The following is a 16,021-nucleotide window of genomic DNA, read 5'->3' on the forward strand; positions in this document are numbered from 1 at the left end:
ATAGCGCTTAGTCCCTAATATAAGGGTAATCGCTTTGAACGTAAACGTCGGTATATAATTCAGAAGCCTCCGGCCATGGTGACTCTTCGGCAAACTTAACCGATTCATCAACCAAAACTTTTATCTTGGCATCAATCTCTTCAAACCATTTATCATCAGCATAAGCCTTTTCAACAATAGTTTGACGGGTGATTTCAATAGGATCTTTTGCTTTGTAGCTTTCCAACTCTTCTTTAGTACGATACTTTTGAGGATCGGACATAGAGTGACCTTTATAACGGTAAGTGCGCATTTCCAGGAAGGTTGGTCCTTCACCGGCACGTGCACGTGAAATAGCCTCATCCATTGCTACGTGTACCGCAGCAGGATCCATACCATCTACAGCAGATGACGGGATACCATATGGCAAGCCTAATTTATAAATATCAGTTTGAATGGTAGTACGTGCTACAGAAGTACCCATGGCGTAACCATTGTTTTCGCAAACAAAAATTACCGGTAATTTCCAAAGCGCAGCCATATTAAAGGTTTCGGTAAGTGCACCCTGGCGCACAGCACCATCGCCCATGTAGGCTATGTTCACAAATTCGGTCCCTTTATATTGCTCGGCAAAAGCGATACCTGCACCCATAGGTACTTGTCCGCCTACGATACCGTGGCCACCATAAAAGTGCTTTTCTTTATCAAACATGTGCATTGATCCACCCTTGCCTTTTGAGCATCCGGTTGCTTTACCATACAATTCAGCCATGATAGCATTTGGTGTTACACCTTTTGCTAAAGCATGAGCGTGATCGCGATAAGCGGTGATCATACTGTCTTCCTGTTTCATTACAGACATAGCTCCGGCCAGTACAGCCTCTTGCCCAATATACAGGTGGCAAAAGCCCCTGATCTTCTGTTGTCCGTATAGTTGTCCTGCCTTTTCCTCGAACTTACGCATCAACAGCATTTGTTCGTACCACATCAGGTAAGTGTCCTTTGTTATTTCGATTGAACTCATGTAATTAAACAATCTATTTCTTGGAGTAAAGCGCAAATCTAATTATATCCTTTAAATTATCGAAACTGCAACCAATTTGTTATGCAGATTTATTTTTTATTTTATGTAGATGACATTTGGTAAGCATTATAGCCCTGTTTTGTTGGTTTAACCAAACTTTATAAGGCCATTTAAAGGTTTCGCAAAAGTTTTTTTGTTAACATTCTGTGTTTGAACCCCTAAAAAAGTCCAATTGTCCTGAATTTGAGACTTTTTTTTTCGCTAATTTGGAATAAATATTAAATCAGACAGGAGATTCCAAAACATTCAATAATGACTGCTCGTAATAGGAACAGCAATAAATTAATAAGATTTATTGTTTGCCCGATTTATTTATATTTTTTGAAAAAAAAGCCCCTTTTATTTGCAAATTTAAAAAATATGGATAGTTTTGTATTCAACGATAGACAAAGTGTCTAATTTAACGAACAACTTGTTGACCCTATCAACAATTTCAACTGATTAAATGAAGAAATTTGCCCTGGCTATTGCCCTAATTTTCACTGTTTTAGCTTCACAGGCTCAAACAAAAAGTGTTGCAAGTATTACCGAAGATAAAACTGACGAACAAGACGGCTTAGCAAAAACATATTTATCTCAAATTATGGGTGTTGCATTATCTGCAACTTCCAACATGAAACTTTTTCACTTTGTTTACGACTGGATTGGTACCCCTTACCACTTTGGCGGCAGCTCAAGAAAAGGTATTGATTGCTCTGCATTTACCAAAGAATTATACAGCGAAGTATTTAACCTTGATATTAAAAGAAATTCGCGCGATATTTTCAGCATGGTTAACCCTGTTGCCAAAGATGAGCTGAAGGAAGGCGACCTGGTTTTCTTTAAGATACATAGTCGCAGGATATCACACGTAGGTATTTACCTTGGCGGTGGCAGATTTGCTCATGCATCATCAAGAGGTGTAGCTATCAGCAGCCTTGATGATAATTACTACAGTCGTTATTTTTACAGAGGCGGCCGCCTGATGGCTTCATTTAAAGATGAGCTAAGCAGCAGCACCCCTACAACCAACGAGGAAGAGGATAATAATTAAAAGAAATTCAATTAAATACCTAAATTAGTCCTTTCATGAATATGAAGGGACTTTTTTTTGCTGTACGTTTTTTTTTATTGCCTATAGCCTTTTGCTTTATTTTGCTTTTACAAGCCTGTGAAAACCCTGTGCTTATTAAGCATCGCCTGGCGAAACATAACCCGCCTGCAGCTATCCAGCCGGTAAAGGCCGCTCCCGTTCTTCGTAATTCCTCATGTATTGCCGCGGTAGGTGATATTATGCTGGGCACATCATACCCGGATAGTACAACCCTGCCCCCAGATAGTGCCATCCATAGCTTTAAAGCCGTAAAGCCCGAATTGAAAGATGCAGATGTAATATTTGGTAACCTGGAAGGATCACTGCTTGATACCGGCGATCCGGCTCATTATAAACTACATCAAAAAAGTAAAGCCTTCCTGTTTAGGATGCCTGTTAAATATGCTTCTATTTTAAAAGAAGCGGGTTTTAATGTACTTAGCCTGGCCAACAACCATATTGGCGACTTTGATATAAAGGGCCGTAAAAGCACAACCAAAACACTGGATAGCCTGGGCATTAACTATGCGGGACTACTGGTAAAACCCTCAACCGTTTTTGAATTGAACGGTATTAAATACGGCTTTTGTTCATTTGCCCCAAACGCCAATACCGTATCGATACTTGACCTGAAAGGTGCCGCGCGTATTATCAGCGAGCTGAAACAACGTTGCGACGTGGTTATTGTATCTTTTCACGGTGGCGGCGAGGGCGTTGATTATGAGCATGTGCCTTGTGAAATGGAAACTTATATTAATGAAAAGCGAGGTGATGTGCATGCCTTTGCCCATAATGCCATTGACGCCGGCGCCGACCTTATTTTTGGCAATGGCCCACATGTTAACCGCGCCATGGAATTATACAACAACCGGCTGATTGCCTACAGTCTGGGTAATTTTTGCACCTATCGCTGTGTAAGTGTGGCCGGCATTTGTGGTTTGGCCCCCATGTTAAAAGTGTATGTAAATAAGAAAGGCGAGTTTTTAAGCGGACGTATTCTATCTTTCAGGCAAGCACATGATAAGGGATTAGTAAGGGATACACTGAACCGGGCAGCGATAAAGATCAGGACGCTTACTGATTCAGATTTTCCGGGGAGCGGTTTAACTATTTCTGATGAGGGCGAAATTGCAGCAACTGTAACCGGGAACGCCTTAGCACAGGAATCATTAGCAAAAGAACGTTAACCTGCGTAATATATTAGCTTTAAACATTCTGCTTTTGGCCTTTAGCTTTTATTATCTCAAATAAACCGCATCCTCTTCGCCTTCTTCATTCAACACCACATCAACGTGTTCTTTAATTACGGTGGATAGGGCTACGCCTGCAAAATCAGTAGTTATGGGGAAACTTTTGTGGTTACGATCAATCAATACTGCGGTACGCAATTTTTTAAGTGGTACGTCAATAAAAACGCCAAAGCCATACGCAAGGGTTTTGCCACTGTTCAGCACATCATCTACCAGGATCACTACCTTACCGCTGCAATCGGCCACATTAAAATTAATTTTAGCCTGTAGGCTGCTGCTTTGTTTATCCAGTTCAATGGTTAGCAACCGGGTGCTAAAAGGGGCTATTTCATCAAGGATTGTTTTAAGCCTGTTGGCAATGTTGTCACCACGGGGCAAAATGCCGGCTATCAGTATCTCTTCTTCGTCGAAATTATCTTCCAGGATCTGGTATGCTATACGGTCCAGCTTTTGCTGTATCTGCTGCTGGTCTAATATCAGGAGTTTTTTTTCAGACATGGTTACTAACTATAGAAATACTGTGGTAAATATATAAATTTTACTTTCCTGCAATGGCTTCAATGTTTACTTCTTATACGGAACGTAAACAAAGTTTGCCCCTTCGGGTACTACCACAAACACGCACATATATTCGTTAGGGTTTTTGTAGCTGTTAATGAAGCGGTCTTTTAGCTCGGCCTTAATTATACCGCGTTCGGTAAATTCTTCAAGTGTTGAAGCATGGATACTCCAGTCAGAATTTAAATCATGCCTGTCCAATATCAACTCACCTAATTTAAGTTCATGCTGATGAGCGATAAAGATGGGATAAGATGAAAGGCCTTCCATCATGATCTCGACCGCCACCTCGTGGATAGAATCTTTAAAAAATTTAAGATCGCGCTCCAAACTCAACAGCGGACTATTCTTGGCCGCCTCCCGGCTTTCTTTATTACCTTCGTTTAATAAGTCTTCGGGTTGCATAGGTTAAAATTCTAAAAAATAAATTCTAAGTGGCTATTTAAATACTGTAGAGACGCATAATTGCGTCTCCGGCATGCAAATCCGCCCTGTATAGCTGGAGACGCAATTATGCGTCTCTACAGTAAAACAAAATATCAAGTTTTTTTTTGCTCTTTTGTCTTTCCGTCTTTGTTCTCTTTATCTTAATACCAACAATACCACATTCTCCACATGTTGTGTATGCGGAAACATATCAACAGGTTGTATTTTTACAGTATCGTATTTTTCTTTAAGTACCAGCAAATCGCGGGCCTGGGTGGCGGCATTGCAGCTTACATAAACAATTTTAGGAGCTTCAATTTCCATCAGGCGGGCAACTACATCCGGGTGCATACCGGCACGCGGCGGATCTGTAATGATCACATCCGGCTTGCCATGTTCGGCCACAAAATCTGCAACCAGTACATCTTTCATATCACCGGCATAAAATTTTGTATTGGTGATGTTATTAATGGCCGAGTTCACTTTGGCATCTTCAATGGCTGTTGGTACATACTCTACCCCTATCACTTCTTTTACACTGCCTGCAATAAAATTAGCAATGGTACCGGCGCCGGTATATAAATCATAAACCAATTCGTTGCCGGTAAAGCCTGCAAAATCGCGGGTTATTTCATATAGGCGCAGGGCCTGTATGCTGTTGGTTTGGTAAAATGATTTTGGACCAATACGGAATTTTATTCCGTTCATTTCCTCATGAATATATTCGGGGCCTTTAAAAGCCACTACATCCTGATCAAAAATGGTATCGTTTTTTTTATGGTTGATGATATATAATAATGAGGTGATCTCAGGGAAACCGGCATCAATAAAGCCCATGAGCTTATTCACTTCCTCTTCGCTTACGTAAGCAAAAACAACAATCACCATGATCTCGCCGGTAGAAGAGGTGCGGATGATGAGGTTACGTAACGAACCTTCGTGGCCGCGCAGGTTATAAAAAGAATAACCTTGCTCAATCACAAAATCGCGAATGCTGTTACGCAAGCTGTTTGATGGTTCCGCCTGCAGATAGCAGTGATTTACATCCAATATTTTATCAAAGCGACCGGGAATATGGAAGCCCAACGCGTTCATGTTTAGCGTTTCATCCTCCTTGTTCTCGCCATCATACAACCAGCGTTTGTTGCTAAAGGTGTACTCCAGCTTGTTGCGGTAATAACGATCGGCTGGTGAAGGGATAATATCCATGATGCCATCAACATCAATTTTAGCAATGCGGCCAAGCGCATCGGCAACAGATTTTTGTTTGAACTTTAACTGTGCCTCATAGGTCATATGCTGCCATTTACAGCCCCCACACGTTCCAAAATGTTCACAGAAAGGATCGGTACGATATTCTGAAGCTTGTTTTAGTTCGGTGATCTTTGCCTCACCAAAATTCTTTTTGCTTTTGTAAACCTGTACATCTACTATATCGCCGGGGATGGCTTTATCCACAAAAAGCACAAACTCGTCTGCCTTACCTACCCCTTTACCTTCTTCGGCAATATCAATTATCCGAACGTCTTCAAAAAACTTCTGTTTCGCAACTTTATTCATCAGGCTGCAAAGTTATGCAAAAAAGCATAATCATGAAGTACGATACAAGAATCAGGGTGATAACATACAAAAGGCGGCATGCTAATACTGTTAAGCCAACAAGCTCAACAGGAAGCTTATGATACCAATTGTTGATACATCCTCAATCTCGAACTGCTCGTCTATCTGGTTAGAAAAATCTGTTAGTTCCGGGCTCATAGCTTTTGAGTTTACTATGCAAACATAGTAAATAAAATACCATATACCAAAACGGTATATGGTATTTTATTAGATAATTTTTTTTCCAATAGCCCGTAACATATATACTTAGAGGTATGCCTATCTTAAACATTAATGCCTATCCCAATTAATCTTCCGCGAAAAAAACATTAGTATGCCCACAATAATAAATAAGGCGATACTACCCACCATAAGCGCTAAATCCTCAAGCTGAATAATCACGAAGATGAATGTGTAAAGTACAGCAAGGATAAATGCAAACAGTATTGCCGCCATCTTATTTTTTAAAATTGAAGCAATGAATGTTGCCGTCAATATGATGGTTGAAACCGACGCCACCAAGTAGGCCCAGTTATAACCTATCTGCTCGGAGAACGACAATAGCAGCAAATAATAAATGATCATAGCAGCAGCAATAAGTACATAATTGAATATATGAACACTTTGCTTCCTGATCACTTCAGTTAAAAACAGGGATATAAAGGTGAGCAGTATAATTAGTATGGCGTATTTACTTGTACGGGTAGTTTTCTGGTACTGATCTATGGGTAAGCGAAGTTTAATTCCAAAGCTGGCATCAGTTAACTTCTTAGCGTTGCTTAGCAATCTATTATCATCTACCCATTGTTGTGGAAACGGCCTGTTATAATACAGCATTTTCCAGCTTGCACTAAAACCATTTGCGTCGACCTTGCGTTCATCGGGCAGCGAACGACCATCGAAACTGGGGCTCGTCCACGTGCCGCTTGCCTGTACATCGGTAGTTTTACCCAAATGTAAAAAACTTAGTTCCTGGCTGCCTTTCATATCCAGGTTATAATCAAAAGTAAATTCACCGTCCTTTAATCCAGATAGGTTTATGGCAGCCTGCAAACCATCGCCCATTAATAAAGTATTGCCAAATACGGGTTCGGCAGTTAAAGTTTGTCCACCTGCTTTAACAACCGGATTATTTTTCAAACCCTTTAAATCGGAAATACTGAACACAAGGTGCGCCTTATCCAACAAAAGCTGGTCGGCAGTTAAAGAAAGGCTACCCAGATCAGCCTTAGAAAAATTACCCGATACTTTAACTAACGAATTATAAACTGCGACATCAAAAATTCCGCGGTGCAATATTTGCGTATTAAGACTTGCTTTAATATTCAAATTATTGGGCAGCACGTACAGGTTTTCGATGACATCGCGGGTAGTTACCTTATTTGCGGTGTCAATTTTTTGCACATGTTTTTTATAGGGAATAACCAGCACCGGCCCCATCACTAATTGCTCACCCGACCATTTATCTGATACATCTTTGATCATTTCATTCTGGCGCCCTGCCCGTTCGTTGATCAGGTCATTGATCAGCGATGATGGAATAAGCAATACAATTATTAATACCCCAATAAAAAGTAATTTAACGGTTACCGACTCCTTGAGCCAATCCATTATTGTGCGTGGTTGTTCTTCTATCATTTCATTCAGTGTAAAGTACTTTGCGTTTCAAAGTAAAGACATAAAAATAATGGCCATTGATGGCCCGCTTTCTGAGATACAAATTAAATAAAAGAACTTTGAATTTAAAAGTTACTAAAGAAATAAAATTAATGATTCAAATATCACCCGTAATGTTCTCTATCTTTATAAATGACCACACAGGAACAAATATATAATTGGTTAATAGCGGGCCTCCAACAATCACCGACGAGATTTTCGGAGGTGTTTTACTATGATAGACGCGACAATCAGTTTTTTTCGATTTTAATGACTGATTACTTTTTATTTGACAAAAATGGCGAGATAGCCAGCGATGTAGTCACCAGCTATTCACAAAAAACCTTAGCCTTGCTTACAGACAGAATAAGGAGAGTCAATATTGATAACACAATAATTGGCGTTCCCCGGCTTGGTGACATCGAAGGCGATTACCTGGAGCAGGCGGATACCTTTTTGAATTTAAATTCAATTAATATAGAAGCCTCAACCATTTGGGATGTAGAGGAAAGCGGCACAATAAGTTTTAAAATAGAATGAAAAGCCTTAAACCGCGATAGCCGCCTTCACCAAGTACGGCAAAATCTCTTTTTGAAAAGAAACAAAGTTCTTACGCACATCTGAATCACTTACCGAAGTAAACGCGAAGCTAAACACAATACTTTTGCTGCATTTAATTAAAAACCGCAAACGCTGGTGATAGGTTTCGTGCTTACGGATACCGGGCAGCTGAATGAATGAAGCCATCAGCATTTCTTCCAGCTCGTTGGATAGGTTCTTTAAAAAATCCTGTGAGTTGGTTGATTCGCGAATGAAATCCCACCCGATAAACTCATTACACACGGTGTATGACAGCCTGCAGGTTTTCATGATCAGGTTGTTAAGGTGAGCCTCTTCATCCATATCGGGTGTATTGCTTTGAACCAAATCATCAACACTGGCTTTAATATAATCCATTAGCAAAATGTGCAGTACAGCCTCTTTACTATCAAAGTATTTATAGATAGTGGCCTTTGCTATTTTTGCTTTTTTGGCAATCTCGTTAACACTGGTTTTATGGTAACCGAATTTGCGGAATAGGTCCTGCGCCGCCCGCTTTATACTGTCTTTTATTTTATCGGCTTCCATGTATCAATTAACTACTTGAAGTGTGTATTGGCTTATTATTACCTGGTAAACCCTAAGCGCTTTAACCGCAGGTGCTTTAACCGGGGTGCCATCCTCTAAGGAAAATTTCGAACCACTGCATGGATCGACAAGTGTAACACCTGAATCATCAAGGTTTACGGCGCATTTTTTTTCGGGTTGATAGCTGCTGCACCTGTCATAAGCTACATAATTTCCCTGGAACGTTTTATAAATGATGATACCGGCAACACCGTAGCCATTAATAAAAACGGGGGGGCCACCATTACTAAGCTTATTTAATGGAGGCGAAAATATTTCCCCACTATAATTGACAGGAACACTTGGAACAGGACTCCCTCCTTTTCCACAAGAAAATAAACTAATGCAAACTACAATTAAAATTATAGCTTTCCTCATAGCATCTCTGTAGTAAACTGCTTCAGGAAACGCACATCGTTCTCTGAGAACAAGCGAAGATCACGAATAACATATTTTAAATTGGCTATGCGTTCCATACCCATACCAAACGCAAAACCAGTAAATTTCTTACTATCAATACCGCAGTTTTCCAAAACATTGGGATCAACCATACCGCAGCCCAATATTTCAACCCAGCCGCTGTATTTACACATGTTACAGCCAGAGCCACCACAAATGGTGCAGGATATGTCCATCTCGGCAGATGGCTCGGTGAACGGGAAGTACGAAGGGCGGAAACGTACCCGGGTGCCTTCACCATAAAGTTCCTGCACAAAGTGATAAAGCGTTTGTTTCAAATCGGCAAAGGATACATTTTCATCAACATATAAACCCTCAACCTGGTGAAAAAAGCAATGCGCACGTGCAGAGATAGCTTCATTACGGTAAACGCGACCAGGCATAATAGCCCTGAACGGCGGTTTACCCTGCTCCATCATCCTTACCTGTACCGATGATGTGTGGGTACGTAAAGCAATATCATCCTTACCATGGTTCTTTTTAATGAAAAAGGTATCCTGCATATCGCGGGCCGGGTGTTCTTCAGGAAAGTTCAACGCCGAAAAGTTGTGCCAGTCGTCTTCAATCTCCGGTCCTTCTGCAACCACAAACCCCAGGCGTTTAAATATATCTATGATCTCGGTACGTACCAAAGATAGCGGGTGGCGCGAACCAACAGTAAAGCCATCGCCTGGTAAAGTTAAATCAATATCCAGATCCTTAGCCTGCGGACCAGCATCAAGCCCATCCTTCAACTCAGCATACTTAGCTTCTGCCGTTTGTTTAAACTGGTTAAGTACCTTACCAAAAATCCTTTTTTCTTCGGCACCTACGCTTTTGAATTGCTCAAACAGGTCTTTGATAATTCCTTTGGTACCTAAAAATTTTATACGGAACGCTTCCAGTTCATCAGCATTAGCCGGCGAAAAGGCATTGATCTCGGCAGTATATTGGTCTATTTGAGCTTGCATTATTTCCCTTAACTATTATTAAAACAGGTAAGCATGAATAAATCATGCTTACAATAAGATACAAATATAAAATTATTTAATCACTCCTAATTCCTTACCCACTTTGGTAAACGCGGCAATGGCTTTATCTAAATGATGCATATCATGCGCGGCAGAGATCTGCACACGGATACGCGCCTTACCCTGCGGAACTACCGGGTAGTAAAAGCCGATTACATAAATGCCTTCCTCCAACATTTTAGCTGCAAACTCCTGGGCTAATTTTGCCTCATAAAGCATAACAGGAACAATAGGATGTACGCCCGGTTTTATATCGAACCCTGCTTCGGTCATTTTTTGGCGAAAGTATTGGGTGTTGGATTCCAGTTTATCGCGCAGTTTGGTAGTCTCGCTCAGCATATCCAACACAGCTATAGAAGCACCGGTGATTGATGGCGCGAGCGTATTAGAGAACAGGTACGGGCGCGAACGCTGGCGCAGCATATCAATAATTTCTTTGCGGCCAGATGTAAACCCGCCCGATGCACCACCCAAAGCTTTACCTAATGTGCCGGTAATAATATCAATTTTACCCATCACGTTATGATGCTCATGCGTACCTCTCCCGGTTTTGCCCATAAAACCGCTGCAATGACTTTCGTCAATCATTACCAAAGCATTGTATTGCTCTGCCAAAGCGCAAATTTTATCAAGCTGTGCTATGGTGCCATCCATGCTGAATGCGCCATCGGTAACAATGATACGGTGACGGCAGCTTTCGGTCGCTTTCAATTTTTCTTCCAGGTCGGCCATATCATCGTGCTTGTAGCGCTGGCGCTGAGCCTTGCAAAGGCGAACGCCATCTATAATAGAAGCATGGTTCAACTCATCAGATATAATGGCATCCTGCTCATTAAACAGTGGCTCAAACACACCGCCATTGGCATCAAAAGCCGCGGCGTAAAGTATAGTATCTTCAGTGCCTAAAAATTCGGCAATCTTTTTTTCAAGTTCCTTATGTATATCCTGTGTTCCGCAGATGAAACGTACAGATGATAAACCATAGCCGTGTGTATCCATTGCATCCTTAGCTGCCTGTATCACTTTAGGGTTGGCAGATAAGCCAAGGTAATTATTAGCGCAAAAGTTAATAACCTCATTGCCTCCCTGTACAGTAATATCCGCACCCTGTGGTGATATAATAATGCGTTCTTTTTTATATAATCCCGCATTTTCAATGGCTTCAAGTTCTTGCTGTAAAACCGGCTTTAGTGTATTATACATAGTATATGGTATTTAAAGGTGGCAAAATTAAACATTCACGGGCATTTGGAATGCTTAATTAGGTCCTAAATATTTAATAGATGTTTAAATAAAACATTTTACCGGGAAAAAGTATTCTTATTAAAGACTATGAAAAGAAACTTACTCCTGATTGTCACTATTTTATGCACACTCAATGCCTTTGGGCAGCAATACCTGCTATCCGGCCGGATAACCGATCAAAAAAACAATGTAATTCCCTTTACTTCGGTATATATCCGCAACTCAACATACGGCACCACAGCCAACGAAAATGGATTGTACCAGTTCAAGCTTTCGCCGGGTAATTATAACCTTACCTATCGTTTTGTTGGCTTTAACGAAAGAGAGGTTAAAGTAACCATAACAGATCATGATGAAACGCTGAATGTGCAGATGGATGACGAGATATTTGGGACGGAAAGAGTAGCTGCCATTTATCGTAAAAACCGCGATGCTGCCGATACCATCATGAAACAGGTGATCAAAAAACGGAAATATTACCTGGATGAAGCCACCTCCTATTCCTGCGCTGTTTACGTTAAAGGGGTGCAAAAACTACTAAGTGCCCCAAAATCGCTGTTATCAAAAGAGGTTATTCGTACGCTTGACCTTGATTCAATGGGCCGCGGGATTCTTTATCAGCAGGAATCATTATCTGATTATAATTTTCAACGGCCCCATAAAACAAAAGAAGTCACTATTGCTAACAGAACAGCAGGTATAAATACGGCATTCAGCTATAACAAGGCATCTGATCTGCAGGTGAATTTTTATAACAACGTATTTACCATAAATGGTTTAAGCACCCGTGGCTTTGTATCGCCCCTGGCATCAAATGCTTTAACATTTTACAGGTACAAATTATTGGGGGTATCAAATGAAAATGGTCGCGTTATAGATAAGATACAGGTGATACCCCGCCGCAGTCACGGACAGTATTTTCAGGGAGATATTTATATTGTAGATGGCGACTGGCGACTATACAGTGCCGACTTGTACCTGGCTAATGGCATAAACAGCCTCAACCTGATTGATACTTTACACATCACCCAGCAATATGTGGCTATAACCGATAGCGTGTGGATGCCATCGGCAGTACAATATAACTTTAAGGGCGCTGTGCTTGGTTTTAAATTTGGCGGGTATTATGATATTATTTATAACAACTACAAAATCAATCCCCCCTTCCCGGAGCACTTTTTTACCGGCGAGGTTTTAAAGATTGATACTGCCGCAAATTCAAAAAAAGAAGATTACTGGGCACCCGTTCGCCCCGTTCCCTTAACCGCAAGGGAAACCCGCGATTACCAAAAGAAAGATAGCATTACAGCTTATAAATTAACAGACCGTTACCTGGATTCTATTCAGCATACCAAAAACCACATCAACTATCCGGGATATTTAATATTTGGTTACTACGCCAGTGACCGTAGTGAAAAGGATTCGCTTTACGTTTACCCTTTTTTACAAACCTTTTATTACAACACTGTTGAGGGTTTTGGCATCAACGCCAAGGTAAGATACACCCGGAAGCTCGATGATTTCCACTCGCTAAGTATAACGCCCAACTTACGTTACGGATTTGTAAATAAAATGCTAAGCGCCAATATTTACTCCGAATATAAAAATGATCCCTTCCATAATGCTAAGTTTTTTATGGGCTTTGGCAGCGATATACTTGATTTAAATAACGTAGGTACCAGATCGCTATATTTCAACACCCTAAGTACTCTTTTAAGCGAAAATAACTATGTTAAATATTACCGCACCCGCTACGGTCAATTTGGGTACCAGCGAGAGGTGACCAACGGCGTATTACTGAGCGGAAATTTTACCTATGCCAGCCGAAGCCAGCTTTACAATACCTCTTACGCGCACATAAAAGATGTTAAAAACAGGGATTATACCTCAAACAATCCGCTGGCCCCGCCGGGAGCACCAGCAGATGACCATTCCTTTTTATTCCCCGAGAACCAGGCATTAACCTTTACCACCGCGGCAGCATTTACGTTCGATCAGCAATATGTTACACGGCCAACCGGTAAGGTAAACCTGCCATCAAAATACCCAACCCTAACCTTAAATTATCGAAAAGGAATTAAAGGAGTATTGGGTTCAGATGTGAATTATGATTTTACATCTGTTGATGTTTCTCAATATAACATCAGGGTGGGGCTAACCGGTTTTTCATCATTCAAATTAACCGCGGGGGATTTCTTTAATGATAAAACCCTGTATTATATGGATTATAATCACTTTTTAGGTAACCAGGGTACCACCTTTGACCCTACCTATGTGGGCAGTTTTCACTTTTTACCATTTTACACATACAGTACAAACGGTGCATTTCTCGAAGCCCATTTTCAGCACAATTTTGCCGGATCAATATTTAACAAGATTCCCCTCCTTAGGAAGGCCAAGCTGGAAGAAGTGATCGGGGCTAATTACCTCACCACCAAAAACAATCCCAATTACCGCGAATTTTATGTAGGCGTACAACGCCTTATTTTCAGGGTTGATTATGGTGTATCTTACGCGGGCAATAAAAAATACCTGCAGGGATTCAGGATCTTTTACGGGATAAGGTAAGGTGGTGAGTGGTTGATTGAGTTGATTGGGTGAGTAGTTGCTCGTCACTATCCAACTTAATCAACCACTCAACTTAATCAACTATTCACCAAAATGCTTTTCACTATCCAACTTAATCAACCACTTACTTAATCAACTATTCACCAAAATCCTTATCTTTGCACCTCATTTAACACTGTTTACAGCAGTATCAATGGTTTATGGCAATATATAATACACTACTGTACTATTGTTATTCAACAATAGCCGATGCGGAGCAATTTGCTGCCGATCATTTAAAATCTTGTAAAGATTTAGGTCTAACCGGTCGCATTATTGTAGCTACCGAGGGTCTTAACGGTACCGTATCCGGTACTGCTGAAGCTTGTAAAGCCTATATGGATACCATACATGCCGACGAACGTTTTGCAGGTATCGACTTTAAAATTGATGAAGTTGCAGAACCTTCATTTGTAAAAATGCATGTGCGTTACAAAGCCGAGATCGTGTACTCAGGTCTGCGCGACCCAGGTGTGATAAATCCGCAGCAACAAACCGGCAAGCACCTGGAACCAAAAGAATTTATGGCCATGAAAGACCGCGACGATGTAGTTGTTTTGGACGTACGCTCAAACTATGAGCACTCCTTAGGCAAGTTTAAAAACGCGATAACGCTCGACATTGAAAATTTCAGGGATTTCCCGGCGATGATCAACGAGTTGGCTAAATACAAGGATAAAAAAATATTAACCTACTGCACCGGCGGCATTAAGTGCGAAAAAGCATCGGCCCTGCTGCTGCACGAAGGTTTTCCCGAAGTATACCAGCTGCACGGCGGTATCATTAAATATGGTAAAGAAGCAGGCGGCGAAGATTTTGAAGGTAAATGCTATGTGTTTGATAACCGCCTTTCTGTAGATGTAAATAGCGTAAATCCGGTGGTGATCTCCACCTGCCGTAATTGCGGCAAAACCACACCTAAAATGATCAATTGCGCCAACCCCGAGTGCAACGAGCATTTTACACAGTGCGATGAGTGCGGCTCCCAAATGGAAGGCTGCTGCAGCGATGCCTGCCAAAGTCATCCCCGCAAAAGGGTTTATGATGGTACCGGCTATTATGTAAAAGTTCCGCAACCTGTAAATACGGCAAAAAGAAAAAACGCAGAAGAAGTGTCTGTATAATTAGAAGATTACTGACTTTAAATACCCACAACAACAAACAACCCCGTCATTGCTGTAAAGGTCAACTAATTCGGTAACAGAATTAGCTTTAAGGAATAAAGCTAAATGCTATGCGAAACATTAACAATGACCTTACATTAAAGCGGAACTACCTGAATAAGTATCGTTTTCTAATTACAGAATATGAGCAGGTAAAACGCGGAGAGCACTCCATTTTTAGGTTTGCCAAGGATTTCTATTCAGCACATGATACTGATCCCCGAAGTTTTTTAAAGTATTACAATTTATTTAAACAATCGGGTAATGAGCTTGACCTGCTTCCGGGCAAGCGCGGTCCCAAATATGGTAGTCGCCGGCCATTACCCGACGATGAACAGCAGGTATTGGAATTGCGGGACCGGGGTTGCAATAAGTTTGAGATCACTAATCAGCTTAAACAAAAAGCTAATAACTTTACACCGTCTCCTTCAGGTGTCTATAATATCCTGAAGCGGCATAACCGGAACCGTTTAAAGTCGGCAGACCGGGAAGTAAAGCGAAAGATCATTAAAGAACGCATGGGCCAGTTAGGACATATCGACTGTCATCACCTAAGTAAAAGTGTGATCAGAGGGCAAAATAGGAGGTTATATCTGCTTTGCGTGCTGGATGATTATTCCCGCCTGGCCTGGGCACAGGTGATGGAAGACATCACCGCGCTGACCACCATGTTCACTGCCATGCATTGCATGCAGGCGCTCAAACGGGAGTTCGGCATCCAGTTCGAGGAGATCATTGCTGATAAC

At 41.2% G+C, this 16,021-nt stretch carries 15 protein-coding genes; 6 read left to right on the forward strand and 9 right to left on the reverse strand.

Annotated elements, in window-relative coordinates:
• Positions 1-7: 7 nt before the first annotated feature.
• Positions 8-1,003: a pyruvate dehydrogenase (acetyl-transferring) E1 component subunit alpha gene (gene pdhA / locus AC1DYB_RS29725; RefSeq protein ID WP_295718177.1), complete on the reverse strand. Its 996-nt coding sequence runs from the start codon at positions 1,001-1,003 to the stop codon at positions 8-10.
• Positions 1,004-1,508: 505 nt separating this feature from the next.
• Between pdhA and AC1DYB_RS29730 the strand changes: the two genes are divergently transcribed.
• Positions 1,509-2,096 carry a C40 family peptidase gene (locus tag AC1DYB_RS29730; RefSeq protein WP_477440473.1) on the forward strand — a complete coding sequence of 196 codons (588 nt, stop codon included), beginning with the start codon at positions 1,509-1,511 and terminating at the stop codon, positions 2,094-2,096.
• Positions 2,097-2,131: 35 nt separating this feature from the next.
• Positions 2,132-3,322, forward strand: a complete 1,191-nt coding sequence (locus AC1DYB_RS29735) for a CapA family protein (RefSeq protein WP_477440475.1) — start codon at positions 2,132-2,134, stop codon at positions 3,320-3,322.
• A gap of 51 nt (positions 3,323-3,373) precedes the next feature.
• Here AC1DYB_RS29735 and AC1DYB_RS29740 read toward each other — a convergent pair whose 3' ends face one another.
• From AC1DYB_RS29740 to creD, 4 genes are all read right to left on the reverse strand, one after another.
• Positions 3,374-3,883 (reverse strand): phosphoribosyltransferase family protein, encoded by a 510-nt coding sequence (locus tag AC1DYB_RS29740; protein WP_477440477.1) that lies wholly within the window; start codon positions 3,881-3,883, stop codon positions 3,374-3,376.
• 66 nt (positions 3,884-3,949) lie between these two features.
• On the reverse strand, positions 3,950-4,348 hold the full coding sequence (locus tag AC1DYB_RS29745; protein WP_477440479.1) for a hypothetical protein: 399 nt from the start codon (positions 4,346-4,348) through the stop codon (positions 3,950-3,952).
• Positions 4,349-4,525: 177 nt separating this feature from the next.
• A complete protein-coding gene (rlmD, locus tag AC1DYB_RS29750; protein WP_477440481.1) occupies positions 4,526-5,929 on the reverse strand; it encodes a 23S rRNA (uracil(1939)-C(5))-methyltransferase RlmD in 1,404 nt (467 codons plus the stop codon).
• A gap of 330 nt (positions 5,930-6,259) precedes the next feature.
• On the reverse strand, positions 6,260-7,606 hold the full coding sequence (gene creD, locus AC1DYB_RS29755; RefSeq protein ID WP_477440483.1) for a cell envelope integrity protein CreD: 1,347 nt from the start codon (positions 7,604-7,606) through the stop codon (positions 6,260-6,262).
• Between the two features lie 288 nt (positions 7,607-7,894).
• On the opposite strand from creD, the gene AC1DYB_RS29760 reads away from it, so the two are divergent.
• Entirely contained in the window at positions 7,895-8,164 is a 270-nt protein-coding gene (locus AC1DYB_RS29760) for a hypothetical protein (RefSeq protein ID WP_295718188.1), read from the forward strand.
• A gap of 6 nt (positions 8,165-8,170) precedes the next feature.
• Here the strand turns inward: AC1DYB_RS29760 and AC1DYB_RS29765 are convergent, their stop codons facing one another.
• From AC1DYB_RS29765 to kbl, 4 genes are all read right to left on the reverse strand, one after another.
• On the reverse strand, positions 8,171-8,752 hold the full coding sequence (locus AC1DYB_RS29765; RefSeq protein WP_295718190.1) for a TetR/AcrR family transcriptional regulator: 582 nt from the start codon (positions 8,750-8,752) through the stop codon (positions 8,171-8,173).
• Between the two features lie 3 nt (positions 8,753-8,755).
• A complete protein-coding gene (locus tag AC1DYB_RS29770) occupies positions 8,756-9,169 on the reverse strand; it encodes a Rieske (2Fe-2S) protein (protein ID WP_477440485.1) in 414 nt (137 codons plus the stop codon).
• Positions 9,166-10,200 carry a phenylalanine--tRNA ligase subunit alpha gene (gene pheS / locus AC1DYB_RS29775; RefSeq protein ID WP_295718194.1) on the reverse strand — a complete coding sequence of 345 codons (1,035 nt, stop codon included), beginning with the start codon at positions 10,198-10,200 and terminating at the stop codon, positions 9,166-9,168. The genes AC1DYB_RS29770 and pheS overlap by 4 nt, the downstream gene beginning before the upstream one ends.
• 72 nt (positions 10,201-10,272) lie before the next feature.
• Complete coding sequence (gene kbl / locus AC1DYB_RS29780) at positions 10,273-11,463, reverse strand: glycine C-acetyltransferase (RefSeq protein ID WP_477440487.1); 1,191 nt, start codon at positions 11,461-11,463, stop codon at positions 10,273-10,275.
• 129 nt (positions 11,464-11,592) lie between these two features.
• Between kbl and AC1DYB_RS29785 the strand changes: the two genes are divergently transcribed.
• From AC1DYB_RS29785 to AC1DYB_RS29795, 3 genes are all read left to right on the forward strand, one after another.
• Positions 11,593-14,073: a DUF5686 family protein gene (locus AC1DYB_RS29785; protein ID WP_477440489.1), complete on the forward strand. Its 2,481-nt coding sequence runs from the start codon at positions 11,593-11,595 to the stop codon at positions 14,071-14,073.
• A gap of 200 nt (positions 14,074-14,273) precedes the next feature.
• A complete protein-coding gene (trhO, locus tag AC1DYB_RS29790; protein WP_477440491.1) occupies positions 14,274-15,236 on the forward strand; it encodes an oxygen-dependent tRNA uridine(34) hydroxylase TrhO in 963 nt (320 codons plus the stop codon).
• 110 nt (positions 15,237-15,346) lie between these two features.
• On the forward strand, positions 15,347-16,021 hold a 675-nt coding region (locus tag AC1DYB_RS29795; protein ID WP_477440493.1), incomplete at its 3' end, for a transposase family protein.

Source organism: Mucilaginibacter sp. P2_A4 (genome assembly GCF_056405015.1).